21 protein-coding genes are annotated in these 25,415 nt (G+C 72.9%); 14 read left to right on the forward strand and 7 right to left on the reverse strand.

The window, feature by feature from the left end:
• Nucleotides 1-3: 3 nt before the first annotated feature.
• Nucleotides 4-690, reverse strand: a complete 687-nt coding sequence (locus tag ACWD3O_RS22615; protein ID WP_451417219.1) for a HEAT repeat domain-containing protein — start codon at nucleotides 688-690, stop codon at nucleotides 4-6.
• Between the two features lie 174 nt (nucleotides 691-864).
• On the opposite strand from ACWD3O_RS22615, the gene ACWD3O_RS22620 reads away from it, so the two are divergent.
• The gene (locus ACWD3O_RS22620) at nucleotides 865-1,641 is read left to right on the forward strand and encodes an SDR family NAD(P)-dependent oxidoreductase (RefSeq protein ID WP_451417135.1); all 777 of its coding nucleotides are present in this window, start codon (nucleotides 865-867) and stop codon (nucleotides 1,639-1,641) included.
• A gap of 36 nt (nucleotides 1,642-1,677) precedes the next feature.
• On the opposite strand, the gene ACWD3O_RS22625 is transcribed toward ACWD3O_RS22620, so the two are convergent.
• Nucleotides 1,678-2,151: an RrF2 family transcriptional regulator gene (locus tag ACWD3O_RS22625; protein ID WP_451417136.1), complete on the reverse strand. Its 474-nt coding sequence runs from the start codon at nucleotides 2,149-2,151 to the stop codon at nucleotides 1,678-1,680.
• 85 nt (nucleotides 2,152-2,236) lie between these two features.
• On the opposite strand from ACWD3O_RS22625, the gene ACWD3O_RS22630 reads away from it, so the two are divergent.
• Nucleotides 2,237-2,989 (forward strand): SDR family oxidoreductase, encoded by a 753-nt coding sequence (locus ACWD3O_RS22630; protein ID WP_451417137.1) that lies wholly within the window; start codon nucleotides 2,237-2,239, stop codon nucleotides 2,987-2,989.
• Nucleotides 2,990-3,077: 88 nt separating this feature from the next.
• On the opposite strand, the gene ACWD3O_RS22635 is transcribed toward ACWD3O_RS22630, so the two are convergent.
• Nucleotides 3,078-4,424: a M14 family metallopeptidase gene (locus tag ACWD3O_RS22635; RefSeq protein ID WP_451411702.1), complete on the reverse strand. Its 1,347-nt coding sequence runs from the start codon at nucleotides 4,422-4,424 to the stop codon at nucleotides 3,078-3,080.
• 433 nt (nucleotides 4,425-4,857) lie between these two features.
• On the opposite strand from ACWD3O_RS22635, the gene ACWD3O_RS22640 reads away from it, so the two are divergent.
• The 4 genes from ACWD3O_RS22640 to ACWD3O_RS22655 all read left to right on the forward strand — a co-directional run bounded on the left by ACWD3O_RS22640 (nucleotide 4,858) and on the right by ACWD3O_RS22655 (nucleotide 9,299).
• Nucleotides 4,858-5,442, forward strand: a complete 585-nt coding sequence (locus ACWD3O_RS22640) for a snapalysin family zinc-dependent metalloprotease (protein ID WP_451411701.1) — start codon at nucleotides 4,858-4,860, stop codon at nucleotides 5,440-5,442.
• Between the two features lie 282 nt (nucleotides 5,443-5,724).
• Nucleotides 5,725-7,614: an ABC transporter ATP-binding protein gene (locus ACWD3O_RS22645; protein WP_451411700.1), complete on the forward strand. Its 1,890-nt coding sequence runs from the start codon at nucleotides 5,725-5,727 to the stop codon at nucleotides 7,612-7,614.
• A gap of 171 nt (nucleotides 7,615-7,785) precedes the next feature.
• Nucleotides 7,786-8,292: an NUDIX domain-containing protein gene (locus ACWD3O_RS22650; protein ID WP_451417138.1), complete on the forward strand. Its 507-nt coding sequence runs from the start codon at nucleotides 7,786-7,788 to the stop codon at nucleotides 8,290-8,292.
• The gene (locus ACWD3O_RS22655) at nucleotides 8,289-9,299 is read left to right on the forward strand and encodes a phosphotransferase enzyme family protein (protein WP_451417139.1); all 1,011 of its coding nucleotides are present in this window, start codon (nucleotides 8,289-8,291) and stop codon (nucleotides 9,297-9,299) included. The genes ACWD3O_RS22650 and ACWD3O_RS22655 overlap by 4 nt, the downstream gene beginning before the upstream one ends.
• A gap of 70 nt (nucleotides 9,300-9,369) precedes the next feature.
• Here ACWD3O_RS22655 and ACWD3O_RS22660 read toward each other — a convergent pair whose 3' ends face one another.
• Complete coding sequence (locus ACWD3O_RS22660; RefSeq protein WP_451411697.1) at nucleotides 9,370-9,735, reverse strand: HGxxPAAW family protein; 366 nt, start codon at nucleotides 9,733-9,735, stop codon at nucleotides 9,370-9,372.
• 95 nt (nucleotides 9,736-9,830) lie between these two features.
• On the opposite strand from ACWD3O_RS22660, the gene ACWD3O_RS22665 reads away from it, so the two are divergent.
• The 6 genes from ACWD3O_RS22665 (at nucleotide 9,831) to ACWD3O_RS22690 (ending at nucleotide 20,164) form a co-directional block, all read left to right on the forward strand.
• Nucleotides 9,831-10,304, forward strand: coding sequence for a MarR family transcriptional regulator (locus ACWD3O_RS22665; protein WP_451411696.1), 474 nt, complete (start codon nucleotides 9,831-9,833; stop codon nucleotides 10,302-10,304).
• Between the two features lie 63 nt (nucleotides 10,305-10,367).
• On the forward strand, nucleotides 10,368-11,573 hold the full coding sequence (locus ACWD3O_RS22670; protein WP_451417140.1) for a cation:proton antiporter: 1,206 nt from the start codon (nucleotides 10,368-10,370) through the stop codon (nucleotides 11,571-11,573).
• 130 nt (nucleotides 11,574-11,703) lie between these two features.
• Nucleotides 11,704-13,830 carry a SpoIIE family protein phosphatase gene (locus ACWD3O_RS22675; RefSeq protein WP_451417141.1) on the forward strand — a complete coding sequence of 709 codons (2,127 nt, stop codon included), beginning with the start codon at nucleotides 11,704-11,706 and terminating at the stop codon, nucleotides 13,828-13,830.
• Between the two features lie 213 nt (nucleotides 13,831-14,043).
• Nucleotides 14,044-15,873, forward strand: coding sequence for a glycoside hydrolase family 3 protein (locus ACWD3O_RS22680; RefSeq protein ID WP_451417142.1), 1,830 nt, complete (start codon nucleotides 14,044-14,046; stop codon nucleotides 15,871-15,873).
• A 575-nt stretch (nucleotides 15,874-16,448) separates the two neighbouring features.
• Nucleotides 16,449-19,478 carry a carbohydrate binding domain-containing protein gene (locus ACWD3O_RS22685; protein ID WP_451411692.1) on the forward strand — a complete coding sequence of 1,010 codons (3,030 nt, stop codon included), beginning with the start codon at nucleotides 16,449-16,451 and terminating at the stop codon, nucleotides 19,476-19,478.
• A gap of 188 nt (nucleotides 19,479-19,666) precedes the next feature.
• Entirely contained in the window at nucleotides 19,667-20,164 is a 498-nt protein-coding gene (locus ACWD3O_RS22690; RefSeq protein WP_451411691.1) for a hypothetical protein, read from the forward strand.
• Here ACWD3O_RS22690 and ACWD3O_RS22695 read toward each other — a convergent pair.
• Both ACWD3O_RS22695 and ACWD3O_RS22700 read right to left on the reverse strand, forming a co-directional pair.
• Nucleotides 20,139-20,588, reverse strand: coding sequence for a hypothetical protein (locus tag ACWD3O_RS22695; protein ID WP_451411690.1), 450 nt, complete (start codon nucleotides 20,586-20,588; stop codon nucleotides 20,139-20,141). The two genes, ACWD3O_RS22690 and ACWD3O_RS22695, sit on opposite strands and share 26 nt — an antisense overlap.
• Nucleotides 20,589-20,699: 111 nt before the next feature.
• On the reverse strand, nucleotides 20,700-20,996 hold the full coding sequence (locus ACWD3O_RS22700; RefSeq protein ID WP_451411689.1) for a hypothetical protein: 297 nt from the start codon (nucleotides 20,994-20,996) through the stop codon (nucleotides 20,700-20,702).
• A 218-nt stretch (nucleotides 20,997-21,214) separates the two neighbouring features.
• Between ACWD3O_RS22700 and ACWD3O_RS22705 the strand changes: the two genes are divergently transcribed.
• Complete coding sequence (locus tag ACWD3O_RS22705) at nucleotides 21,215-23,053, forward strand: cholesterol oxidase substrate-binding domain-containing protein (RefSeq protein ID WP_451411688.1); 1,839 nt, start codon at nucleotides 21,215-21,217, stop codon at nucleotides 23,051-23,053.
• A 483-nt stretch (nucleotides 23,054-23,536) separates the two neighbouring features.
• Here ACWD3O_RS22705 and ACWD3O_RS22710 read toward each other — a convergent pair whose 3' ends face one another.
• A complete protein-coding gene (locus ACWD3O_RS22710) occupies nucleotides 23,537-24,892 on the reverse strand; it encodes a hypothetical protein (RefSeq protein WP_451417143.1) in 1,356 nt (451 codons plus the stop codon).
• Here ACWD3O_RS22710 and ACWD3O_RS22715 point away from each other — a divergent pair.
• Nucleotides 24,876-25,415 (forward strand): lantibiotic dehydratase, encoded by a 540-nt coding sequence (locus tag ACWD3O_RS22715; protein ID WP_451411686.1) that lies wholly within the window; start codon nucleotides 24,876-24,878, stop codon nucleotides 25,413-25,415. The two genes, ACWD3O_RS22710 and ACWD3O_RS22715, sit on opposite strands and share 17 nt — an antisense overlap.

The raw sequence follows: 25,415 nt of genomic DNA on the forward strand, positions 1-25,415 counted from the left end.
GGTCTATGCTCCCCCGCCCGGCGCTCCGTCGAGGGCCACGACGCGCTTCGCCTCCTCGACGGCGAACGCGAACCCGGCGTCCGGGTCGCGCATCAGGATCCGGGTGGCAAGCGCGTGGGCGCGCCTGCCGGGGTCGTCGGCCCGGGCGGCGGCTTGCAGGGCCGGTTCCGCGGCGGACTCCAGCGCCACCAGGGCACGGCTGAGGCTGAGCTGTGTCTCCCGGCCGCCGCGGCCGAGCTGGGTGGTCAGCGCCGCGGCCAGTGCGGGCCGGTCGCCCTCCGGGGCGAGCACCACCGCGGCACGCCAGGCGCTGCGCGCCACCTCGTCCTCGGGGTCCGCCAGCAGGGCGTCGGTGATCGCCGGCCAGGCCCGCCGGTCGCCGACCTTGGACAGGGTGTGCAGGGCCTGGCTGCGCGCCTGCGTCCGCCCGGAGCCGAGCTCGCGGAGCAGCGCGGGCAGGGTGAGGCCCACCGGGTGGCGGGTGAGCGCCCAGGTGAGCATGTCGCGGACGAAGAACTCGGGCTCCACCGCGCACCGTTCGATCAGCGGGGGGACGAAGTCCGGGTCGGGTGCCGTGCCGACCGCCAGCGCCGCCTTCAGCCGTACGGACGCGCGGTCGTCCTCCAGCGCCCGCAGTGCCCGCGCCGTCGCCGCGTTCCGCGTCTCGGTGTTCTGCCTGGTGACCGTCATCAGGACCACCTCCTCGGCGACCAGTGAAGACCTTGCCACCGTGTCAGGGTCAAACGGCTGGTTCTGCCGCCCCGGCCCCACGGGGCGTCCCGGCGGGGGATCCTGGCGGTGATCATCTCCCGAGGGCGGGCCCGACGGCCCGCCCCGTGGATCCTTCGGCAGAGAGGAAGCATCGTGCGCAGCGTCTTCATCACCGGTTCGGCCCAGGGCATCGGCCACGAGACGGCCCGGGTGCTGATCGAGGCCGGGCACCGGGTGGTGGCCCACGCCCGGGACGAGCGGCGCGCGGCCGAGGTGCGCGCCTCGCTGCCCGGCGCCGCCGCCGTGCTGACCGGCGACCTCTCGTCGCTGGAGGGCACCCGCGCGCTGGCCGCGGCGGTGACCGCGGCGGGCCCGTTCGACGCGGTGGTCCACAACGCGGGCGTGGGCGGCGGCGCCTCCCGCCGGGAGGTGACCGCCGACGGGTTGGGCCGGATCTTCCAGGTGAACGTGGTGGCGCCCTACCTGCTGACCGCGCTGTGTCCGCGGCCCGCGCGCCTGGTGTACCTCACCTCGGGGCTGGAGTCCGCGGGCCGCCTCGACTTCGACGACCTGACGCTGGAGAAGCGGGAGTGGGACGGCATGCAGGCCTACTCCGACAGCAAACTGATGGACGTCGTCCTGGCGTTCGCGGTGGCCCGGAGGTGGCCGGACACCGTCGTCAACGCGGTGGATCCCGGCTGGGTCCGTACCCGGCTCGGCGGTCCGAACGCCACGGACGCGCTGCCGGACGGCGCCGGGACGCCGGTCTGGCTGGCCGTCTCGGACGAACCGGAGGCGCTGGTCACCGGCCGCTACCTCAAGCACAGGGTGTCCCTGGAGGCCAATCCCGCCGCCTACGACCTCGACGTCCAGGAGCGGCTGCTGGAGGTCCTCGGCGGCATCACCGGCGAGACCGTCGCCGCGTCATGACCCCGGCGGGCGGTCGGGCACGGTGCGCGGAGCCGGTCACGCCGTGCCGGTGAGCCGGAGGCGGGTGCGGGCCGGGGCCGACGGGGGCAGCGCGGCGAGGATCTCCTCGAGGGTGGTCGCGGCCAGGGTGCCGCGCCACGCCTCGTGGGCCTCGGCCATCTTCGCGGCCAGCACGCAGGGGTTCCGGCACTCCTCGGCGGGCAGCGCGCCCTTCCCCCGCATCCTGATCTCACGGCACTCGTACGGGGAGGACGTCCCGTCGACCGCCTCCACGATCTGCAGCAGGGTGATCTCGGAGGCGGGCCGGGCCAGCCGGAATCCGCCGCGCGGTCCGGTCGTCGCGGCCAGCACGCCGGCCTTCACCAGCGACTGGAGCTGCTTGGCGAGGTACGGCGCCGGGAGGTCGTAGTACTGGGCGAGCTGCGCCGCGGACGCGGTGGCCCCCGCGTCGAGCTGCGCCAGCGAGGTGGCGCAGTGCAACAGCCATTCTGTGCTCACAGGCAGCTTCATGCCCCCGATCCTAATCAAAGACATTGCGGACCTATGTTGTCCGAGATAGCGTCGGACCGGCACGCGAGACAGAGGAGAGGTCGTCATGTCAGCCATGCGGATCGCCGTCGCCGGAGCGACCGGCAACATCGGAGCCCTCACCGTCGCCGCCCTGGAGCGGTCCGGGCACCAGGTCGTGCGCATCAGCCGTTCCCTGGGGGTGGACCTGACCACCGGGGAGGGCCTGGACGCCGCCCTGGAGGGGGTCGAGGCCGTGGTGGACGCCACCAACGGCACGGCCGCCGACCGCGAGGAGGCGGTGGCGTACTTCGGCACCACCACCAGCAACCTGCTCGCCGCCGCGGCGCGGGCCGGCGTGCGCCACCACGTCCTGCTCTCGATCGCCTGCCTGGACCGCGTCGAGGGCAACGCGCACTACGCGGGCAAGCGCGAGCAGGAGCGCCTGGTCTCCGGCGGCCCGGTGCCGTGGACGATCGTCCGCGCCACCCAGTTCCACGACTTCGCCGCGATGGTGACGGGCTGGACCGAGCGGGACGGCGCCGCGACGGTCGCTCCGCTGCTCCTCCAGCCGATCGCGCCCGGGGACGTGGCCGAGATCCTCGCCGAGATCGCCACGGGCGAACCGCTGGGGCTGTACCGCGACGTCGCCGGTCCCGAGCCGCAGGACCTGGTCGACATGGCCCGGCGCACCAACGAGGCGCGTGGCCGCAAGGTCAGGCTGGTGCCCACCTGGTCCGGGCTGTTCGGCACGGAGATGGCCGGCGAGGTCATGCTGCCGGGCGAGGACGCCCGGATCGCGCCGACCACCTTCGAGGAGTGGCTCGCCGGACAGCGGTGACACCACCGCGGTCCTCCCCGCCGCCGGACGCGCGGCGGGGAGAACCCGCAGGACCTTCACCCCGCGGGGGCGACGGGGCAGCGGGGGCCTAGGCGCAGTACTGCGCCTGCTTCCCGATCGACCGGTACATGCAGTCCGCGTTCTCCAGGAGCTGCAGCACCGCGTCACGGTTGCGCGAGGTCTCCCGCTCGATCACCTCGTCGGGCGGGTAGAACCCGCCGCCGGAGCTGGAGGCCGGGTACATCTCGAAGGTGTACGAGAAGATCTTGTGCACGCCCCAGAGGTAGTCGTTGATCGACCCGTCCGTGACGTACAGGTCGCTGGACTGCTGGGCGGTGTAGCCGTTGCTGGCCGCCATCTTCTGGCCCACCGCGGCGAAGGCGTTGCGGTCGTCGGCCGTCATGCCGGCCGCGGTGTCGGAGTAGGTGTAGCCGTACGGCCAGAGCACCAGCTCGCTGTAGGTGTGGAAGTCGACGCCCGCCCTGATCTGCTGCTTGCCGCCCACCACGCGGCTGCGCACGAAGTCGGCGACCACCTTGACCTCCTTGGCCGACTCGCCGGCCGTCCCGCGGTAGGTGTCGGAGGAGGGTGAGCCCGACGAGCCCCCGCAGCAGCCCCACCGGTAGTTCCAGTTGCGGTTCAGGTCGGTGCCGACGTAGGAGGAGCCGGAGTTGGGCTGGCGGTTCTTGCGCCACGAGCGGTAGGAACCGCTCGCGATGTCGTACTCGCCGCCGTCCGGGTTGAGGTCCGGGAGGATCCAGATCTCACGCCCGTTCACCATGTCGGTGACCCGCGAGTCGGTGCCGTAGTCGCCGGTCAGCTCGCGGAGCAGGTAGAGCGCCATCTCGACGGTGAGGTGCTCGCGGGCGTGCTGGTGGTGGGTGAACAGCACCTCCGGCTCGGCCTCGTCGGTGGCGACGTTGTCGCTGATCTTCAGGGCGACGATGTCGCGCCCCTGGTAGGAGGTGCCGATGACCCGCTGCGAGGCGATCTGCGGGTTGGCCCGGACGATCGCGTCGATCTCGGCCTTCATCTCGGCGTAGTTGTGGTACCGGGAGTCCGCGGACGGGAAGTCGAGGGGGCGGACGTCGTCCTCGCCGGCGGACCGGTCGGGTACCTGGCCGAGCGGCGTGATGTCGTAGCCCTGCGCGCGCAGCTTCTTGATCTGCCCCGCGCGGCCGGAGACGACCACGCCGTGCCCGTGCACCTCGTCGACGGTGACGCCGGCGCGCTGCAGCGCGGTACGGTCCTCCGCCGTGGAGTGCAGGTGGATCTCGTACTGGCGGACCTCTTCCGCGGCCGCCTGCGTCGTCGCCGCGGGGGTGTCGTCGGCCACGGCCGAGACGGGGGCCGCCAGCGCGAGGGCCAGCACGGCGGCGAGGGCGGCGGTGCGTCTGCGGCTTCGGACGCCCTGTCCGCGGTGGGTGAGTCGCATGAAGTCTCCTCTTTTCTCCTGGAGTTCCGGATTGTTCCGGCTCTGGGGAGTGGAGCGGGGGTCGTGCCGGGGTGTGACACGCGCGTACGACATGCCGGTACGGGTGTGGCGCTCATCGTGGGGAAGTGGCATGCCCCGGTCAAGGGCGGAATCCGGATGACCTGACCTGAACCGGCCCGCGCCCGCGAGGCGGTGGCCCCGACGGCTCGCCACCCGGAGGGGCCTGCGCCCACCGCTCCCGGCCCACGCCGCGAACCACCCGGCCGCACCCGTCCCTTCCGGCCAATCCGCATGGCATGAGCATGTCCCGACGGTCGCGCTGGGCAGGCTCCTTGACGCTCCACACGAGCCGCGCCCCGTCCCACCCGGCGGCGCGCCCCTCACCCCGTCCCGGTCACGAGCCGGGGCGGTCCCCCACGAAGAAGGGACAGCCATGCAGAAGTCCTTGTGGCTCAAGGCGGTCGGCACCGCCGTCGCCGCCACCCTGGCCGCGGCGACCGCCGCCCACGCCGCACCCGCGCCCGCGTCCGCACCGGCCGGTGCGGCGCACTCCGCGGCGGCGGTGACCCTCCGCTACGACGACAGCCGGGCCACGGGCTGGGAAGCGGCCGTCGCCGCGGGAGTGGCCTCCTGGAACCAGACCGTCGACAACGTCCAGCTGGTCGAGGCGGCCCCCGGCACCCGCGCCGAGATCGTGATCGTCGCCACCAGCGGCTGGCCGCAGGCGACGCTCGGACCGGTGCGGCCGGGCGGCCAGGTGCGGGTCGAACTCGGCAGCCAGGCCGTCGCCCAGGGCTACAACAAGACCCGTATCGCCGCCCACGAGCTCGGCCACAGCCTCGGCCTGCCCGACACCAAGCCCGGCCCCTGCTCCCAGCTGATGTCCGGCTCCAGCGCGGGCGTCAGCTGCACCAACGCGGTGCCGAACCTGACCGAGCGGTCCCGGGTCGAGTCCTACTACGGCGGCTTCGCCTCCCGCGTCGCGGCGGACGGACGCGTCCTGGCCGACGTCGGCTGACGCGTCCTGGCCGACGTCGCCGACCCGGTCGGCTCGCCGACCCGGTCGGCCCGGTCCGAGCGCGGCGGAAGCGCCTCGCACCTTCGGGGCGGCGACCGTCGGCGTTTCGGCCACCCCCGTTCCCCCTGACATCCCGTGACGGGGGCGGGTGGATGCATCCTCCATGCTCCGCCACGCCTCCGTTTCCGGGATTCCCGGAGCGACCGAAACACATGTGTTCGACTCGCGGCCGGGGTCGTTGAGCCTCACGACCACACCGGACGACCGTCAGGGGGCTCCACGTTGACCTCGGCTGCCAGCAACGAACAGCAGGACACCCCACCCCCTCCGCCGCCTCCCGCGGAGATCACGTACCAGGGGCACTACTCCGTCAATCCGCTGGCCGAGGCCTCGTTCCGGGGGATGTGCGCCCGCATTCCCTCGGTACTGGGCCGGATCCTCCGGCTCGCCTGGCAGACCGACCGCCGCGCCGTGCAGCTCCTGCTCGGCTGCCAGGTGGTCACCGGCGTGTCCGCCGCCGTGCTGCTGACCGCGACCGCCCGGGCCATGGCGCCGCTCCTCGGGGACGGCTCCGCCGCCGACCGGCTGGGCGCGGCCCTTCCCGCCCTGCTGGTGGCGGCGGTCGCGGCCGCCCTGACCCGCTGCGCCACGGCGGTGGCCGCGTACGCCGACCGGCGGATCACTCCGCTGCTGACCACGCGCACCGACAGCGCCCTGGTCGAGGCGGTGTGCCGGGTCGAGGCGGCGGTGTACGCGGAGGGCGGGTTCTCCGACCGGCAGGAGGCGGCCGAGATGGGCGTCATCCGCACCCAGGTCATGGTCGCGGACGCCCAGCGGTTCACGGCCGCGCTGATCCGCATGGTCACCGCCGGCGGCGTGCTCTCGGTGCTGAACCCGCTGCTGCTGCCGCTGCTCCTGCTGGCCGTGCTGCCGGCGGGGGTCGGTGCCGTCCTGACGGCCCGGGTCGACTACGACATCCACTACGCCAACATCGCCGACCGGAACGTGCGCGGCATGATGCGCTGGTGGGCGACCACCTCCAAGTACGGCGACGAGGTCCGCGCCAACTCCATGACCGACTACCTCGTCCACTGGTACCGGGCCCTTTCCGAGCGCTGCGACCGGCGCACCCTGGCCGCCGCGCCGCGGACCCTGTGCATCGCGCTGCTCGCGGCGCTCGCCGGCGGCGTGTTCCTCGTCGCGACCTGGGGCGCCCTGGCCTGGCTGGCGGTCTCGGGCCGGATCGACCTGGCGGTCGCCGCCACGGCGGTGATCGCCGTCCAGACCACCCTCGCCGCGCTCTCCCAGGTCGTCGTCAACGGCGCGGCGGTCTTCCACACCAGCCTCTACCTGAGCGACCTGCAGGCGTTCCTCGACGACGCCACCGCCCGGGCCCCGCGTCGCGGACCCGGCCGGCTCACCGCGCCGGTCGAGGAGATCAGGCTCGACGAAGTCTCCTACCGCTACCCCGGGAAGGACGAGCCCGCCGTCTCCGGCGTCTCCCTCACGCTGGAACGCGGCCGGATCCTCGCGATCGTCGGGGCGAACGGCTCGGGGAAGTCGACGCTCACCCGGCTGCTCACCGGCATCTACCTCCCCGACAAGGGCCGGGTGACCTGGAACGGCACCGACCTCGCCGACACCGACCCGGCCACGGTGTGGGCCCGCACCGGCCTGGTCCCCCAGATCTTCGCCCAGTGGCCGCTGCGGGTCCGCGAGAACGTCACCCTCGGCCAGCCCCGCACGCACGACGACGACGCCGTGTGGGAGGCGATCGACGCCGTCGGCCTGCGCGAGGCGGTCGACGCGCTCCCCTCCGGCCTGGACACCCTCCTGTCCCGCGACACCTTCGGCGGGACCGAGCTCTCCGGCGGCCAGTGGCAGCGCATCGCCTGCTCCCGGGCCCTCTACCGCCGCCCCGCGCTGCTGATCCTCGACGAACCCACCTCGCAGATGGACCCGCGCGGGGAGCACCAGATCTTCGAGCGGATCAAGGCCATCGCCGCGGACCGCATCACCATCGTGGTGACGCACCGTCTGGAGAACACCAGGATCGCCGACCACATCGTCGTCATGGAGCAGGGCCGGATCACCGAACAGGGCCACTGGGACGACCTCGTCCACGCGGGCGGAACCTTCGCCGAACTGCTCCGCCTCTCCCAGGACCGCTGACCCGCACCCCTGGCCACCGCCCGGGGGAGCCCGCCCGCGACGGTGCGGACTCCCCCGGCGCCCCCGGCGCGCTCCGTGCGCCCTGGTGAGGCGGCGCCCCGCGGGGGTCAACTGGCGGTGGGCACGCGCACACATCCGCGCACCGCCACCGCGTCGACGGAAGGGACCCGTGTGACCCCGACCTGGCTTCCGCCCGAGCAGTACGCCGAGACCTTGATGAAGGCGACCGGCTTCGCCTGCCTCTTCTTCACCGACGAGGACGACAACCCCCTGCAACTCCACTCCGTCTACTCGGAGTTCCACCCCTGGCAGCTGCCCGGGGGCGCCATGGAACCGGGCGAACGGCCCTGGCGGACCGCGCTGCGCGAGTGCGCGGAGGAGACCGGCATCGCCTACACCGGGCCGCCGCGCCTGCTCGCGACCGTCTACGGCCTGCCCGGCCCCGCGTGGCCGTACAGCACGGTCGGCTTCGTGTTCGACGCCGGCCGGCTGACCCGCCGGCAACTGCGCGGCCTCGTCCTGGACCCCGAGGAGCACGACGACGCGCGCGCCCTCCCCCTCGACGCGTGGCGTCCGCTCATGCCGCGGCGGGACCTGCTCCGTCTCGCGGCCCTGCTGGAAGCGCGCCGCACCGGCACCACCGCCTACGTCGAGACGTGGGACTGGGAGGACCGGTGAACGGCCTGCTGGGCGCGACCCTCCGGCGGGCCTACGGCCTGGACGCGGCCGAGGCCGTCCGCATCCCCGCGGGCACCGCCACGGCCAACTACCGCGTCACCGACCAGGACGGCCGCCTCTGGTTCGCCAAGGTCTACCGCGCCCCGGGGGCGCTGGAACCGGAGCTGGCCGCGACGGAACTGGCCGAGTTCGCCCGTGCGGGCGGCGTTCCGGTACCGGAGGTACGGCGCACGCGCGACGGCGGGCGGATCACCGTGGAGCCCCTGCGGATGTCCCTGTGGACCTGGGTGGCCGACGCCGGGACGGCCGAGGGGGGTCTCACCGGGGCCCGCTGGCCGGCCGTCGGCGCGGCGCTGGGGCGGCTCCACCGCCACCTGGCCACGCATCCCGCCGCCGTGCCCGCCCTGCGCCCGGGCCGGGAGGCGTCCCCCTTGCGGCGCAACCGGGCGCGGTTCGACCGGATGATCGCCGAGTACCGCCGCCGGGGCCCCGCGGACCCGTTCGAGGCGTGGGCCCTGGAGGCCGCCGAGCAGCGGCGGGACCTGCTCGGCCGGGCCGCCGCGCTGCTGGCGAGCCTTCCGCCGCTGACCCACCAGATCGTCCACGGAGACCTCGCCTCCCCCGACCTCCTGCTGCGCGGGGACGAGGTGGCGGCCGTGATCGACTTCTCGCCGCCCCGGCCCCGGTTCACCACGTGGGAGATCGCCCGGATCGGCCTCGACCCGCGGACCGTCCTGCTGGGCGACCAGTGGCTCGAGGGCCTGCCCCGGCTCCTCGCCGCCTACCGGCGGGAGCATCCCGCCGCCCGCGTCGACGACCTGACCGCCACCGTCCGGCTGGCCTGCGCCTACACCCTCGCCTCGACCTATCCCCTGGCCGAGCCGCTGGACCGCCCCGAGGCGGTGGACGGGCCGCTCCGTGTCTACGCCAAGGCCCGGCACGAGGCCGCGCTGCTCCTGCTCGACCGCCTGGAGGAGGCCGAGGAGATCGTGCGCGGGAGCGGTTGACGCCTCGCGGGGAGAGCGGCGACCGTCACGTCATCCCCGCGCCACCCGGTTCCCACCCCCGCGACCCGCTTCACAGGGCGTCGGCGACCGGCTGCCGCACCGGTTCGAGCGGGCGTTCGGCATGGCGACGACGACCGCGCCCCGCCATGCGGCAGCCCCAGCAGTCCGGGTGCCCTTGCGCGGCCGCCCGGTCCCTGGTGCGCCAGTGCTGGTCGACGGGCGGTCGCGGACCGCTGGGCTTGCCCCAGCCGCCCAGGTGCAGCGCCCAGGCGACGAGCACGGCCAGGGCGACCACACCGAGGCCGAGCCAGAAGCCGGCAGGCCACCCCGCGACCATGGCCGCGCCGGAGAAGGCGAAGCCGGCCAGGGCGAGGCAGGCACCGGCCCATCCGGCGACCGTGTGACCAAGATCGTGGTCGCCGTGCATGCCGCTCATGTGTCTCCTTCTACCGACCGCGTCTGTATCTTCGTTTCGAGCACCGAACAATTTAGCTCACGAGCTAAGTAGCTTAGATCGTAAGGAGAATGTCGATGGAGGGCAAGCCCCGTCCTGAAGCGACGCCGAAGCAGGCACTGGATGCCATGGACAGGCTGATCGCCCTCGCCCTCGTCTCGCAGCACGACATCGCCCAGCGGCTGGGGCTGAACGTCACCGACCTGACCTGCCTGGGCCACATCATCGGCGCCGGGACGCAGCACCTGGCCGCTGGAGATCTGGCCGAGCGCGCGAACATCACCACGGGCGCCGTCACCGGCGTACTGAACCGTCTGGAGCGGGCCGGCTACGTCCACCGGCAGCCCGACCCGAACGACCGCCGACGGGTCCGCGTCGCCCTCGACGCGTCGGCGGCCGCCCGCGTCTTCGCCGTGTACGGCCCCCACTACGAGCGGCTCGGCGCGCTCTTCGCCGACTACACCCCCGACGAGACGGCCGTCCTCGCCGACTGGTTCGTCCGTGCGCACGCGGCGATGCAGGACTCGCTCGACGAGATCCGGGACAAGTAGAGGAGCCGCGGTGTCGCGGTGTCGCGGCCGTTCGGACGATCACCGCCCGTGAAGAATGCCCGCATGGGGCATATCGACGCGTTCCTCCTCGTCATGGCCGCCTCGGCCCTCGCGCCGCTGCTGGCCTTCGCCGGGATGCGCGTGCTCCGGGTGCCGGTCGTGATCTTCGAGATCGGGCTGGGCATCCTGCTGGGACCGGACGTGCTGGACTGGGTCCGTACCGACGAGGTGCTGGACACGCTCTCGGAACTCGGCCTGGCCATGCTCATCTTCCTGGCCGGCTACGAGCTCGACCTGGTGGCCGCGGGCGGCGGCACGGTCCGGCGCGCGGTCGCCTCGTGGCTGCTCGCCCTCGGCATCGGGGTCGGAGCGGCCACGGTGCTGTCGGGCGGGGAGGTCCATCGCGGTCTGGTGATCGGGACGGCGCTCACCACCACCGCCCTCGGCACCGTGCTGCCGATCCTGGCGGACAACGGGCAGCTCGGAGGCCGTTTCGGCACGGTGATGCTGTCCTTCGGCGCGGTCGGCGAGTTCGGCCCGGTCATCGCGGTGTCCCTGTTCCTCAGCGGGCGCCGGCCCCTGGACTCCGCCCTGGTGCTGGTGGGGTTCGCCCTGGTCACCGCGGCGGCCGTCTGGTGGGCGTCCCGGCCCCGCACCCCGTGGTTCAGGAAGGTCGCCGAGCGGACGGTGCACAGCAGCGGTCACTTCGCGGTCCGCCTCGTCACCCTGCTGCTCGCCGCGATGCTGGCCCTTTCGGCGGCGCTCGGCCTCGACGTGCTGCTCGGCGCGTTCGCCGCCGGAGTCGTCGCCAAGCTCCTGCTGTCGGGTACCTCCGCCGACACACGGCGGACGGCGATGTCGAAGGTGGAGGCCATGGGCTTCGGGTTCCTCGTGCCGCTGTTCTTCGTGATCAGCGGCGTGGAGTTCGATCTGGGGGCGCTGCTCTCGGGCGGCAGGGCCCTGCTGCTGGTGCCGGTCTTCCTCGCGCTGTTCCTGCTGGTGCGCGGTCTGCCGGTGCTCCTCCTCGCGCCCGGGGACCTCGCCCGGCCCGAGCGGAGGGCGCTCGCCCTGTACTCGTCCACCTGCCTGCCGATGGTGGTGGCGATCACGACGATCGGCGTGGAGGGGCGCAGCATCGGCACGGAGGAGGCGGCCGCCCTCGTCGGCGCGGCGATGATCTCGGTGCTGGTCCTGCCGCTGCTGGCGCTCCGCGTCTGCGGACGCGCCGACGACCGCACGGCGCGTCGGCCCAGCGACGCGGACTTCTGACCGGACCGCGCGCGGGCCGCACGGCGGGTGACCCGGCGGCCCGCGGGCCGCCGCCCGATCGCCCGCGCCCGAGTTGCCGCGTCCGGCCGATGGTGGAGGGTGGGACGGAGAGGTGCGTGGAGGGAGCGCGATGGAGGCCGGGCACGCCGACGACTCGATGGTCCTGAACGCACTGCTCGGCGATTCCCCTCAGGGGATGTTCGTGTTCGACGCCGAGCGGCGGGTGGTGCGCTACAACCCGTCCGGGCGGGGCGTGCGGGGGCTGCCGGCCGAGAACGTCGTCGGCCGCGGCCTCGACGCCTTCGCCCCCGGCTTCGACCAGCGGGAACTGACCGCTCTCTTCGACGAGGTGTCCACCCGGGGCGTGGCGGTCCGCGGGCGGCTGATCCGGGGTCAGGCGCCTTCCGAACCCAACGTCACGCTGGCGCTGGAGGTGTCCCTGTTCCCCCTGCGGCACCCCGACCAGGCCAGGCAGGCGACCCAGGCCGGGCAGCGGGCCGGGCAGGCGGCGCGGGCCGGGGCGCCCGGCCTGGTGGCGGTCGTCGAGGACGTCACGGAACGGCACGCGGCGTCCGAGCGGCTGGCCGTCCTCGGGGAGGTCCACAAGTCGGTCGGCTCCACCCTCGACGAGGAGGCCACGGCGCACGAACTGGTGGAGGCCCTGGTCCCCCGGTTCGCCGACGCGGCGAGCGTCGACCTGGTCGACGACGGGGCGCCCGACCGCAACCGGCCCGTGGGACCGCTCTCCTCCGACACCCCGCTGCGCCGGGCGGCGTTCAAGCCGCCGTCGGCCGACGCCCGGGTGCGCGACCCGGGCGACAGCGCCCCGTTCCCCTTCCCCACCCCGCACACCCAGGTCCTCAACGACACGCACCCCCGGCTGGTGTCCGTGGGGGTGGACGAGCCGTGGATCGCGACGGACCCGCAAGGCTTCGCCCCGCTGCTCGAGGCGGGCGTGCACTCGATGATCGTGGCGCCGCTGATCGCCCGGGAGGCGACGCTCGGGCTGCTCACCGTGTACCGGAACCGGCCCGACGCGTTCGGGGCGGACGACCTCGAGGTGGCCCGGCAGGCCGCCCTGACCGCCGCGGCCCACCTGGACAACGCCCGCAGCTACCGGTGCGAGCACACCATCGCCTCGACGCTGCAGCGCCGGCTGCAGCCCGGAACCGTCCCGCGGATGTCCGCCGCGGAGACCGCGCACGTCTACCTGCCGGAGAGCGCGGGGGGCGACTGGTTCGACGTGATCCCCCTGTCCGGCGCGCGGGTCGGGCTCGTGGTGGGCGAGGTCGTCGGGCACGGCATCGAGGCGGCCGCCACGATGGGCCAGCTGCGGACCGCGCTGCGCGCCCTGGCGCTCCAGGACCTGGAGACGGAGGAGTTGCTCACCCATCTGGACGAGGTGGCCGCCCAGCTCGAGCACTCGGCGCCCGACCCGGGTGACGCGGTGGCGACCTGCGCGATCGCCGTCTACGACCCGGTCTCCCAGCTCTGCACCGCCGTCCGGGCGGGTCATGTCTCCCCGGTGGTGCTGGGCCCCGACGGTTCCGTCCGCACCCTGGACGTGCCGGAGGGACCCGCGCTCGGCGCGGGCGGCCGGCGCGCGTACACGCCGGTCACCGACCGGCTGCCGGAGGGAAGCCTGCTCGCCCTCTACACCAACGGCCTGGTCGCGACGCACAGCGACCCCGCGCTGGCGCGGCGGCACCTGGAGCGCGTCCTGGCGCCCACCGACCGGCCCTTGCCGCAACTGTGCGACGCCGCCGTCTACCACATGGCGCCCACCGGCGAGGACGACGCCGTCCTGCTCCTCGCGCGGGTCGGCGCCCTCTCCCGGGACCAGGTCGCCGAGTGGACGCTGCCCTCGGAGTCCTCCGTCGTGGCCACCGCCCGCCGCCTGGTGGAGCAGCAGCTCACCGCGTGGGGGCTGGAGGAGATCTCGTACGCCACCGAACTGATCGTCAGCGAGCTGGTCACCAACGCCATCCGGTACGGCAAGGGCCCGATCCTGCTGCGCCTCATCCACGACGACCACCGCCTGCTGTCGGAGGTCACCGACCGCAGCAGCGCCAGCCCGCACCTGCGTCAGGCGCGGGAGAGCGACGAGGGGGGCCGGGGGCTGTTCATCGTGATGAAGTTCAGCGAGCGGTGGGGCGTGCGGCACAGCCGGCACGACAAGACCATCTGGTCGGAGCAGAAACTGGGCGGCGAGCAGCCGGTGGCGGACCTCTTCCCGGGCCTGGCCGACTCGGTCTGACCTCCGCGGACGGTGCCGGCGGAAGGCATGGAGCAGGCGGCACGGGACGGCGTCCGCGTCGGATCGGCGCGGCGGACGGCTGGATTTGTCTAGACCTGTTTTGTCTAGACCTCTTGCCCGCCGGTGATCCGCGGGCTACGTTTCCCGCAGTTCGGAGCCCTTCACTCTTCCTCCAACTCCCTTGTCGAGCAAGGCTGGAAGGAGCATGCCCGCATGCAGGACCGGAATCTGTCCCGACGCACCGTCCTCGCCTCCGCGACCGTGGTCGCCGCGAGTGCGACGGGCGTCGTGGGCGCGGCGGCTGCCCCCGCGGTCGCGCACCGGCGCGACGACCGCCACCTCAGGCGCATCCTCTCCACGATGAGCGTGGAGGCGAAGATCGGCCAGCTGTTCGTGCCGTACTTCTACGGCACGTCGGCGACCTCCCCCAGCCAGTACGACCAGGAACGCAACCTCAAGGAACTCGGCGTCCGCACCGTGGCCGAGCTCATCGCCAAGTACCACGTCGGCGGTGTCATCTTCTTCTCCGGCTGGGCGAACAACATCCAGGACCCCCGCCAGGTGGCGGCCCTGTCGGACGGGGTGCAGCGGGCCTCGCTCGCCCTGCCCACGCCCGTACCGTCCCTGATCTCCATCGACCAGGAGCACGGGGCCAACGTCCGCATCGGCAGCGGCGCCACCCAGCTGCCGGGCGCGATGGCGCTCGGCGCGGGCCGCTCGCTCTCCGACGCGCGCACCGCCGGACGGATTTCGGGCGCCGAACTCGCCGCCCTGGGCATCCACCAGAACTTCGCCCCGGTCGCCGACGTCAACGTCAACCCGGCCAACCCCATCATCAACATCCGGTCCTTCGGCGCCGACCCCGGCGAGGTCAGCCGTATGGTGGCGGCCCAGGTGCGGGGGTACCAGCAGGCCGGCGTCGTGGCCTGTGCCAAGCACTTCCCGGGCCACGGGGACACCGCGGAGGACAGCCACACCGGGCTGCCCGTGATCACCCACACCCGCGAGGAGTGGGACCGCGTCGACGCGCCGCCCTTCCGGGCCGCGATCGCCGCCGGCGTGGACTCGATCATGACCGCGCACCTGCAGGTTCCCGCGCTCGATCCCAGCAACGAGCCGGCCACCCTGTCGCCCGCGATCCTCCAGGGCGTCCTGCGCGGAGAGCTCGGCTTCGACGGCGTCATCGTCACCGACGCCCTCAACATGCGGGGCGTGCGCACCAAGTACGGCGACGACCGCGTGCCGGTACTCGCCCTCAAGGCCGGTGCCGACCAGCTGCTGTTCCCGCCCGCCATCGACGTGGCCTTCAACGGCGTCCTGGCGGCCGTCCGCAGCGGGGAGATCACCGAGGAGCGGCTCGACGAGTCGGTCCTGCGCATCCTGCGGCTCAAGGACAAGGTCGGCCTGCTCCGCGGCAGCCCCTACACCTCCGCGTCCGAGATCGAGCGGGTGGTCGGCGCCCGCCGGCACCGGCTCGCCGCCGACCGGATCGCGGAGCGCACCACCACCCTGCTGGTCAACCGCGACGGGGCCCTTCCGCTGCGCCGCGGGCAGCGGAAGCTGCTGGTGGTCGGGGCGAGTCCCGCCTTCCCGACCGACGCCACCCGGTCCACGGTGCCGGAACTGGCCGCGGCGTTCGACGCACTGGGCTACAGCACCGCCCACCTCGCCACCGGCCGGGCGCCCGACGCGGCGGCGATCGACGCGGCGGTGGCCGCGGCACAGGGGCGTGACGCGGTGGTGGTCACCACCGACAACGTGGGCGCCACCAGCGCCCAGCGCACCCTGGTGTCCCGGCTGCTCGCCACCGGCGTCCCCGTCGTCCACCTCGCGGTGCGCAACCCCTACGACATCACCCACCTCGGCGAGGTCCCGGCCTCCCTGGTCTCCTACTGCTGGACCGAGGTCGAACTGCGCGCCGCCGCCCGGGTGATCGCCGGCCGGGTGGACCCGCGCGGCAAGCTGCCGGTACCCGTCCAGCGGGCCGACACCCCCTCGCAGGTCCTCTTCCCCGCCGGTCACGGCCTGACGTACGACGACTGACCCCCGCCTCCCCGCACCGTCCGGCCCCGGTCGCCCTCCCACAGGGAGGAGCACCGGGGCCGTTCGGGTCCCGGCCCCGGCCTGAGGGAGGGCCGTCGGCGCCCGGCGCGCCCCGGCCGTCGCCTGCGGCTCCGACCCGCTCCTGCGCGCTGCGGCGCCTTCCGGCGCCCTCGCCGGGGCAGGCGGCCACAAGCCACGCCCCCGCTCGGCAACGCCCCCTCTCCAGTGTGCGGTTCGCCGCCCGACGCACCGCTCGGGCAGCCCCGGTGGCCGTACACGTTGCACGCCACCACGGCCGGCAGGCTGCCACTCGCCCCGCGGGCCGTCGCAAGCACCGGCCGGACGAGGCACGGCAGCCGGCGCACCGCCGACGATCTTCGGCGGCGAGTGCATCAGTTCGCGCCGAACCCCTTTACGTCCCCGCCGGGCGTCTGCCACCATCCGGTCGCAATTCCTTGCAGAAAGATTCCGACAGAACTTTCAACCGGTCCCTCCCTCCCCCCATTCGGCAGCCAGGCAGCAGACCGCCGTGGTGAACTCCGCGGCCTGGCGGCCCAGTTCGCTGGAGATCACGCATGAGAGAACGCACCACCCCGCGACGCCGCGGGTTGCCGGGACGCCCCCTGTCGGCCGTCACGGCCGCGGCGGGCGCCCTGAGCCTGTTGATGACCCTGCCCGCCACGTCGTTCTCCGACGTGGACGCGGCCCCGGTGGCCGCCGCCGAGTCCACGGCGACCGTCTTCTACTACACGAAGACGAAGAACTGGGCCGCGTACAACCTGCATTACGCGCCCGACGGAGGCTCCTGGACCACGGTCCCCGGGGTGGCGATGGAGGCCGCCTGCACGGACTGGGTCAAGAAGACGGTCACCCTCGGCACGGCCGGCGGGCTGCGGGCGACGTTCAACAACGGCAGCGGCACCTGGGACAACAACGCCGGCCAGAACTACGACCTCGGCACCGGCGCCATCACCGTCAAGGATGGGGTGGTCGCCCACAGCGACCCGTGCGCGGGCACCGGGGAACCCGGGACCGACCCCAGCCCGAACCCCTCCCCCGGCCAGGGCGCCAACAGCGCGACCGTCTTCTACTCGACCGCCACCGTCGGCTGGACCACCACCAACCTGCACTACCAGCCCGCCGGCGGCGCCTGGACGGCCGTGCCCGGGATCGGCATGGAGGCCGCCTGCACCGGCTGGATGCGACGGACCGTCGACCTCGGTTCGGCGACGTCGATGAAGGCCGCGTTCAACAACGGCAACGGCACCTGGGACAACAACAACGGCGGCGACTACACGCTCACCACCGGGGTGAGCACCGTGAAGGACCGGGTCGTGGTGAAGAACGCCGCCGACCCCTGCGCGGCGCAGGTGCCGGACACCCAGGCGCCGTCCGTGCCGGCGAAGGTGACCGCCAAGGCCGACGGCGTCTCCGTCCTGCTGACCTGGGAGCCGTCCACCGACGACAAGCAGGTCACCCGGTACCAGGTCACCCGCACCGGCGGGACCAAGGGCACGGTGGTCACCGACGTGGCCTCGACCGTCCTGTCGGTGGCGGACCTGGAGGAGAAGACCGCCTACACCTTCACCGTGCGCGCCGCCGACGCCGCCGGCAACCTCTCCGCCGCCTCCGCGGCGGCCACCGCCACCACCGGCGTGAAGCCGCCCGCCGCCGCGCAGGGCAAGCCGCTGGGCACCGACCCGCGCAAGGACCCCATCTACTTCGTCCTCACCGCCCGGTTCAACGACGGTGACAGCTCCAACAACCGCGGCGGCGGCCAGCACGAGCGGTCCGGCAACGCCGCCAACAACGACCCCATGTTCCGGGGCGACTTCAAGGGCCTGATCAACAAGCTGGACTACATCAAGGGCCTCGGCATGTCGGCGATCTGGATCACCCCGGTGGTCCTCAACCGGTCCGACTACGACTACCACGGCTACCACGGCTACGACTTCTACAAGGTCGACCGCCGCCTGGAGTCCGCGGGCGCGTCGTACCAGGACCTCATCAACGCCGCCCACGCCAAGGGCATGAAGATCTACCAGGACGTCGTCTACAACCACTCCTCCCGGTGGGGGGCCAAGGGGCTGTTCACGCCCAAGCACTACGGCGTCCGCGACGCCCAGTGGAGCTGGTACTACGACGAGCCCAACTCCTCCTTCGAGTACGACGGCCTGTCCGTCGAGCCGAAGTCCGGCAAGTCCCACTACAACGGCGACCTGTGGTCCACCGCCGAGCCCACCGGCAACACCTGCCTCAACTGGGGCAAGCCGACCCCCTCCACCTCGCCCGAGGGGTACCGCATCTACAACTGCCAGTGGCCGAACGCGACTTCGGGCGCGTGGCCCAAGGACATCTACCACACCTGCTGGCTGGGCAACTGGGAGGGCGAGGACTCCCGTTCCTGCTGGCTCCACGACGACCTGGCCGACTTCAACACCGAGAGCGCCAGGACGCAGAACTACCTGATCGGCGCGTACAACAAGTACATCGACATGGGCGTCGACGGCTTCCGCGTCGACACCGCCGTGCACATCCCGCGCACCACCTGGAACCGGCGCTTCCTGCCCGCGATCCAGGAGCGGGTCACCCAGCAGCACGGCGCCGACGCCGCGAAGAACTTCTTCGTCTTCGGCGAGGTCGGCGCCTTCGTCAACGACAAGTGGAACCGCGGCTCGGTCAACCACTCCGCGCAGTTCTTCACCTGGAAGGAGCGCAAGGAGTACAGCGCCGACGACGCCAAGGCCGCGCTCGAGATGTACGAGTACGAGAACAACGCCGGCACGGCGGCCCAGCCGACGTCCGCCAACGCGTTCCTCGCGGGCAACGAGTACCACGCGCCCGACCACAGCCGGTTCTCCGGCATGAACATCATCGACATGCGCATGCACATGAACTTCGGCGACGCGTCCAACGCCTTCCACAACGGCAAGGACTCCGACGACTCGGTCAACGACGCCACCTACAACGTCGTCTACGTCGACAGCCACGACTACGGCCCGAACAAGAGCGGTGAGCGCTACACCGGCGGCACGGACGCCTGGGCCGAGAACATGTCGCTGATGTGGACCTTCCGCGGCATACCGACCCTCTACTACGGCTCCGAGATCGAGTTCCAGAAGGGCAAGAAGATCGACTGCGGGCCCACCTGCCCGCTGGCGACCACCGGGCGCGCCTACTACGGCGACCACCTGCAGGGGGAGGTGACGGCATCGCAGTTCGGCAAGGTCGACTCCGCCTCCGGCGCCGTCGCCACCACGCTGTCGCAGCCGCTGGTCAAGCACGTGCAGCGGCTCAACGAGATCCGCCGCGCGATCCCCGCCCTCCAGATGGGGCAGTACTCCACCGAGGGCATCAGCGGCGAGATCGCCTACAAGCGCCGGTACACCGCGGGCGGCACGGACAGCTTCGCCCTGATCACCGTCACCCACGCCGCCACCTACAGCGGCATCCCCAACGGCACCTACAGGGACGCCGTCACCGGTGACACCCGGGTCGTCACCGACGGGAAGCTCTCCGTCGCCGCCCCCGGCAAGGGCAACCTGCGGGTGTACGTCCTCAACGGCCCCGGCAGGATCGGCACCGCCGGAAGCTACCTGAAGTAACCCGCCACCACGGGTGATCCGGAGCCCCGGCGAGCCCCGGCGGACGGCCGACACCGTCCGCCGGGGCTCCTGGTTGCCAGGCCGACGACCGGGGTCGGGAGTGTTCATTGCCCGGACTCCAGCCTCGTCCCGAGCCGGCCGCACGTGACCAGGAGGGCCAGGATCGATCGCTGTGGGGCCGCGCTGCGATGGCGGAGGCGCACGACCTGATCGTGGACGGGCTGCGCGGACGTCGGCCGGGCCGCTATGCCCAGCAGGCGGCGATCGTCTCGCTCTGCGCCGAGGCACCGTCGTACGACCGGACGGACTGGCCGCGGATCGTGAGCCTGTACGACACGCTGCTGTCGGTGTGGCGCTCACCGGCGGTGGCGTTGAACCGCACGGGGGCTGTATCGATGGTCTCCGGGCCGGCGCGGGCGCTGGCAGAGGTCACGGCGCTGGAGAAGGACAGCCGACTCGCGCGGTACCAGTACCCGCCCGCGATCAAGGCGGACCTGCTGCGTCGCCTCGGCCGCCCGGAGGAGGCTGCGCTCGCCTGTCGTCAGGCGCTGGAGTTGACGGAGAACGACACCGAGCGCGCGTTCCTGACCGAACGCCGGCAAACGGCAAGAGCCGTCCGTCGGCACTGGCCATCACGCCCGCGCATCGTCCGGTTGCCGCTCAGACGGCGGCACCGGCCAGGATGAGGACGGTGCCGACGGTGAAGGCGCCGGCCGCCCAGCGCAGCGCACTGCGGGGCGCGTTCTCGTGGTGCCGGCGCGAACGCTCCAGAGACCCCCGGTCGCCTATCCACAAGCGCTCCGGGAACTGGCGGTGGCGGATGGCGGGGTAAGGCCCGCCGACCCGCAACTCGGGTGTCAGAGGCACGGACTGCCTCTGCCGCACCGTGTCGCCACCAGGGACGTCGACGGCGAAGACGGCGGAAACGGTGCGCTCACCCGGGAGCGGGGTCATGGCCACCAGGCGGGCCTCCACCGGGATGCCGGCCTCCTCCAGGCTCCGCAACCGCTTCGCCTTGGCCCGTTCGCCGGGAAGCACGGAAATGTACGAGTACACCATGTAATAGGCCCCTGTACCGAGCAGAAACAGCAGGCCTTGGACGATCACCATGGGCGGCACGATAGGCGCGACGGCGCGGCGCTGCGTGGCACTTAACGCGGCCCGCATCCCGGCACTTCGGAGGGAACCAGGCCAGACCGTCGTCTCCGAGGATGCCGGCAGTCAGGGGGTGTCGCCGGAGTGGTACAGGTGGCAGGCGACACCGGGGCCGGGCGTGCGGGGCTCGCCGGGGCGCGGGTCGTACAGCGCACGCCCGCCGGGCCACCGGGAGAGTTCGGTGGTCAGGGCGACACCGTCGTCGATGTCCTCGGTCCGCCAGCCGTGGATGTCGAGCAGCAGACCGTCCAGCGGCCCGCCGACCAGTTCGGCGTAGGTCCGGTGTGGCAGCGGTCCGGGATGGGGGTCGTCGTGCTCCGCCCCGTAGACCCGGCCGTTCAGCAGTTGCTCGTCTCCGTTCATCCACAACAGCCTGGCAGCCGCCACCGACAACGGGGGTCTGTCGGCACCGCCTGCGCCTGCCCGCGCGGTCGGCCTCCGCAGCTGGGGCCTGTGTTCCGCGCGCGGAGCCCCGTCGTGGAATCGCCGGATGCCCGGGCACGCCTGCCTGTCGCCAAGTAGCCTGTGCATGCGATCTGCTCCGGACGGCCGAGTCCGGCGGGACAGGGGAGGTCTCCGGGATGGCGGGCGATTCTTCGGTCCACGGCGGTGGGTTGTCACGGCGCGAACTGCTCGCGTCGTCGGCCGCTGCGGGTGGCACGGTGTGGCTGCTGCGCGGACTGGTCCGGCCGGACGGCGCGTACGCCGCCGACGCGCTCCCGGCGCCACCGGGTTTCCCGGCCGGGCCCGACATCCACCGACGCGTCTACGAGAACTGGGCCGGCGAGATCCACACCGACCAGTTGTGGACGTGCACCCCGCGCCACCCCCAGGACGTCCTCGACATCGTCAACTGGGCGCACCGCGCCGGCTGGACGGTACGCGCGCAAGGCAAACGGCACGGCTGGGCCCCGCTCACGGTGGCCGACGGCACACCCGCCGCAACCCAGGTCGTCCTGCTGGACACGACCGCACACCTCACGGCCATGTCGCTGGAGCGGCCGGCCGCCGACGGCTCGGCCGAGATCCGGGTCCAGACCGGTGCCACCCTGGAGGACCTGCTCGCGTTCGCCGGCGCCGCCGGTCACGGCGTCACCGCCGCGCCGGCACCCGGACAGCTGTCGGTCGGCGGCGCGCTCGCCATCGGTGCGCACGGCACGGCCGTTCCCGCCGTCGGCGAGAACCCGCCGCCCGGCCACGGCTACGGCTCGCTGAGCAATCTGGTCACCGAACTGACCGCGGTCGTCTGGGACAAGGGCACCGGCCGCTACGTGCTGCGGACCGTCGGCCGGGCGGATCCCGACTGCGACGCGCTCCTCATCCACCTCGGCCGTTCGCTCGTCACCGAGGCCGTCCTGCGCGTGGGCGCCGACCAGAACCTGCGCTGCCAGTCCCTCCTGGACATCCCTGCCGCCGAACTGTTCGCCGCCCCCGGCGACGCGGCCGGGAAGCGGACCCTGGCCCACTTCGTCGACCGGACCGGCCGGGCCGAGGCGATCTGGTTCGCCTTCACCGACAAGCCCTGGCTGAAGGTCTGGAGCGTCACTCCGCGACGGCCGCTGGGCTCCCGCGCGGTCGACGAGCCGTACAACTACCCGTTCTCCGACTCCCTCCCCGAGCCGGTGGCACGGCTGGCCGGATCTCTGGTCTCGGGGGCCTGGGCGAGCGCGCCGCTCTTCGGCCGGCTGCAGTACCTGCTGGCCAAGGTGGCGCTGACCGGCGACATCACCGACGTGCTGCTCTCCGACGACCTCGTACGGGACGTGCTGACCGGCGACGTACTCACCCACCTGCTGGCGGGCGGGCTGCGGTCGGACCTGTGGGGCGCCTCCCGCAACCTGCTGCAGTACATACGGCCCACCACGCTGCGCGAGACGGCCAACGGCTATGCCGTCCTCGTCCGCCGCGCCGATCTGCAGTGGGTGGTCAGCCGGTTCGCCGACTTCTACCGCACGCTGCTCGCCGAGTACGCCGCGCGCGGCGAGTACCCGGTCAACGGCCAGGTGGAGATCCGCGTGACCGGTCTGGAGGACCCGTCCGCGTGCGGCGTACCCGGCGCGCGGCCACCCCTGCTGTCCGCCCTGCGACCGCACCCCGACAGGCCGGACGCCGACACCGCCGTATGGATCGACATCCTCTCCCTGCCGGCCACACCCGCCCTGCACCGCTTCTACCGGGAGATCGAGCAGTTCCTGTTCGCCCTGGACGGGAACAGGGCGACGGTCCGGGTGGAGTGGTCCAAGGGCTGGGCCTACACCGACACCGCCGCGTGGTCCGACCCGGACGTCCTCACCCGCACCGTCCCCGCCAGTCTGCGCGCCGAAGGCGGCCCGGGCTGGGACGAGGCCGTCACGACCCTGGAGCGGCTCGACCCCCACCACGTGGTGTCCAGCCCTTTCCTCGACGGCCTACTGCGCTGATCCGCGAGCATGCCGGGCCCGGACGGACGCCTGCGGCCCCGCCGGCTGATGCCCTCGTGCGCCTGCGGCTGTGATCCCACTCCAGGTCGGTACGGCCGCCGCAGGCAGATGAGCGAGCAGGCGGGTTCGAGCAGCCCTTGGTGAAGGTCCGCCCGGCGTTCGCAGCGGCGGTACTTGTCGCAGTCGTAGCCCCGGTCGGCGTGCAGGCGTGTGACCTTGTCCGGGTTCGTCAGGTGAGGCCGAGGGCCGACGGCGAGGTTTCGCAGGGAGGCCACCGTGCGGGGCAGGTGGCCGGTGCGGATCTTGAATTCGTCCTCGCGGAAGTCCGGTCACGGACGTGGCGCAGGAAGGTTTTCGCTGCCCCGGTGCCCTCTGCTCCCCACAGGTGGTGCGGCTGGGGTCACCGGGGCGGTGCGGGGGTCGGCTGCCCGGCTCGTACAGGGTCGGCGCAGGGGTCGGGCCGGGCAGCCGGAGGGGCCTGCGTCAGCTCGTCGAGGGGTTGACGGTGAGGGTGGCCGTGTTGTTCGTCAGGTCGGGGTCGAAGGTGCGGACGGCGGGTTCGTAGGCGTCGTTGTAGACGGCAGCGCGGGCGGTGGCGTTCGGGATGACCTCGTCGATGTGGAGGGTGAAGGGGAAGGTGTGGGTGGCGGGCTTGCCGGATTCGGTGAGGTAGATGGGGGTGTTGCAGCGGTAGCGGGTCTCGGACTGGGACCAGCAGGCGTCGGGGGCGGAGGCGACCGAGGTGCCGGCGGGGATGTCGATGTCGACGGTCGCGGCGGGTTCGCCCGCACCGAGGGAGGCGACCCAGGCGGGGCCCGCGTTGTGGACGGTGACGGTGGCGGGGACGGTGTCGCCGGCCGCGCCGGAGACGGTGGAGGCGGTCAGCCGGTAGTCGGCCTGGTTGACGGTCTTCACCGTGAAGCTGCGGTATGGCTGGAGCTCGTCGGAGGGGGCGGCGGCCGGGGTGAGGTTCAGCTCCGGGCCGGCGCCCGGGGTGAAGGCGCGGCCGGCGCGGGCCTCGGCGAGCGCCTGCTCGGAGTAGGGCTGCGCCGAATAGTCGACGCGGTCGAAGAGGGCCATGTCCTTGGTGCGGAACCTCAGCGGGAGGGAGTGGTACGAGCCCGGGGTCGTCCGCTCGTCCAGGACGCAGAGGAACGTACGGCCGGTGACGGCGTTCGTGGACTCGCAGTTGGAGGGGACGGACATGCCGAGGCGGATGCCGCGGGAGGTGAAGACGGTGAGCAGGGTGCGGTCGGCGGTGCGGTTGCCCTGGTTGCCGAGGACGACGGAGGAGTCGAAGGGCTGGTCGGGTGCCATGCCGGTGCGGTACTCGGCCTGGGTGAGGCCGAGTGCGGGGCCGTCGTTGACGGCGACGTAGGTCTCGCCCGGGTAGGCGTTCATGCCGCCGGCCTGGGCGGTGTAGCGGACGTAGCCGTCGTTGCCGTCGGTGGCGCCCGGCTTGGCGGTCAGGCCGATCCGCGCGGCGGGGGCGTTGGCGCCGCCGGGGAGTTCGGGGGTGGTGCAGACGGCGGTGGTCTCGTTCTCCGGGCGGCAGTTCGCGGGCCAGGTGATCTCGGCGAACGAGGCGACTCCGGAGGCGTCGACGGTGAGCGTGCCGGCCGGGACGGTGGTCGCCGTGTTGTCGTGGCTGATCTGCACGGTCAGCGACTGCGACGGTGCGGGGGAGCCGTCCTCGGACGGGCCCGCGAGGGTGACCTCGTACGGGTCGGACCAGAGCCACAGGGCGTCGGAGGCGGCTGCGGCGGGGGCCGCGGCGGGGCCGGTGACGGCGGCGAGCGCGCCGAGTGCGGCGGCGGAGGCGATGAGCGTCTTCTTCACGGGGATCAAGACAGCGGAGATCGGCGAATGGTTGTATGGCCCCAGCACCTGTGAAATTGGACGCGTGCGGCTCCTCGCAGAACTGCTCCGTCTGCGGCTGCTGCGGTCCTCGCTCCGTGCCCCCGCCACCGTCACGGATCCCGCCGAGGCGCTGCCGGCCGCTTTACGGGCGCGGGTGCGCGAGCTTCCCACGGCCGTTGATCTACGGCTCGACGCCGCGGTGCGGCTGCCGCAGGCGGTTCTGGCCGAGGCCGGGAGTGCCGCCACCGTCCTGTCCCGGCTTGCCCCGCACCCGAACGGCCCTCCGGCGTGGCGTCGGTGGATCGAGCGGTTCGACGGTCACCAGTCCCCTGTGCCCAGCTTGGTGCCCGCGAATCCGGCGTTGCCCAGCACGGACGTGCGGGGCTTGTGGAGGCCGGTCACAACGCCGCCGCCCCGGCCGGTGGAGTCGGCCACTACAAGTCGCCGGATGCACCCGGTCCGGCTTGCCCACCGTGCAACGACTCCGCGCCGATCAAGCTGA

It is taken from the genome of Streptomyces sp. NPDC002640 (assembly GCF_053592575.1).

What these genes read in the sequence shown, in the direction of transcription:
- ACWD3O_RS22615 (WP_451417219.1), bottom strand. Translation starts at nt 690, where the DNA reads ATGACGGTCACCAGGCAGAACACCGAGACGCGGAACGCGGCGACGGCG.
- ACWD3O_RS22625 (WP_451417136.1), bottom strand. Translation starts at nt 2,151, where the DNA reads ATGAAGCTGCCTGTGAGCACAGAATGGCTGTTGCACTGCGCCACCTCG.
- ACWD3O_RS22630 (WP_451417137.1), top strand. Translation starts at nt 2,237, where the DNA reads ATGTCAGCCATGCGGATCGCCGTCGCCGGAGCGACCGGCAACATCGGA.
- ACWD3O_RS22635 (WP_451411702.1), bottom strand. Translation starts at nt 4,424, where the DNA reads ATGCGACTCACCCACCGCGGACAGGGCGTCCGAAGCCGCAGACGCACC.
- ACWD3O_RS22640 (WP_451411701.1), top strand. Translation starts at nt 4,858, where the DNA reads ATGCAGAAGTCCTTGTGGCTCAAGGCGGTCGGCACCGCCGTCGCCGCC.
- ACWD3O_RS22660 (WP_451411697.1), bottom strand. Translation starts at nt 9,735, where the DNA reads ATGAGCGGCATGCACGGCGACCACGATCTTGGTCACACGGTCGCCGGA.
- ACWD3O_RS22665 (WP_451411696.1), top strand. Translation starts at nt 9,831, where the DNA reads ATGGAGGGCAAGCCCCGTCCTGAAGCGACGCCGAAGCAGGCACTGGAT.
- ACWD3O_RS22670 (WP_451417140.1), top strand. Translation starts at nt 10,368, where the DNA reads ATGGGGCATATCGACGCGTTCCTCCTCGTCATGGCCGCCTCGGCCCTC.
- ACWD3O_RS22675 (WP_451417141.1), top strand. Translation starts at nt 11,704, where the DNA reads ATGGAGGCCGGGCACGCCGACGACTCGATGGTCCTGAACGCACTGCTC.
- ACWD3O_RS22680 (WP_451417142.1), top strand. Translation starts at nt 14,044, where the DNA reads ATGCAGGACCGGAATCTGTCCCGACGCACCGTCCTCGCCTCCGCGACC.
- ACWD3O_RS22685 (WP_451411692.1), top strand. Translation starts at nt 16,449, where the DNA reads ATGAGAGAACGCACCACCCCGCGACGCCGCGGGTTGCCGGGACGCCCC.
- ACWD3O_RS22690 (WP_451411691.1), top strand. Translation starts at nt 19,667, where the DNA reads ATGGCGGAGGCGCACGACCTGATCGTGGACGGGCTGCGCGGACGTCGG.
- ACWD3O_RS22695 (WP_451411690.1), bottom strand. Translation starts at nt 20,588, where the DNA reads ATGGTGATCGTCCAAGGCCTGCTGTTTCTGCTCGGTACAGGGGCCTAT.
- ACWD3O_RS22700 (WP_451411689.1), bottom strand. Translation starts at nt 20,996, where the DNA reads ATGAACGGAGACGAGCAACTGCTGAACGGCCGGGTCTACGGGGCGGAG.
- ACWD3O_RS22705 (WP_451411688.1), top strand. Translation starts at nt 21,215, where the DNA reads ATGGCGGGCGATTCTTCGGTCCACGGCGGTGGGTTGTCACGGCGCGAA.
- ACWD3O_RS22715 (WP_451411686.1), top strand. Translation starts at nt 24,876, where the DNA reads ATGAGCGTCTTCTTCACGGGGATCAAGACAGCGGAGATCGGCGAATGG.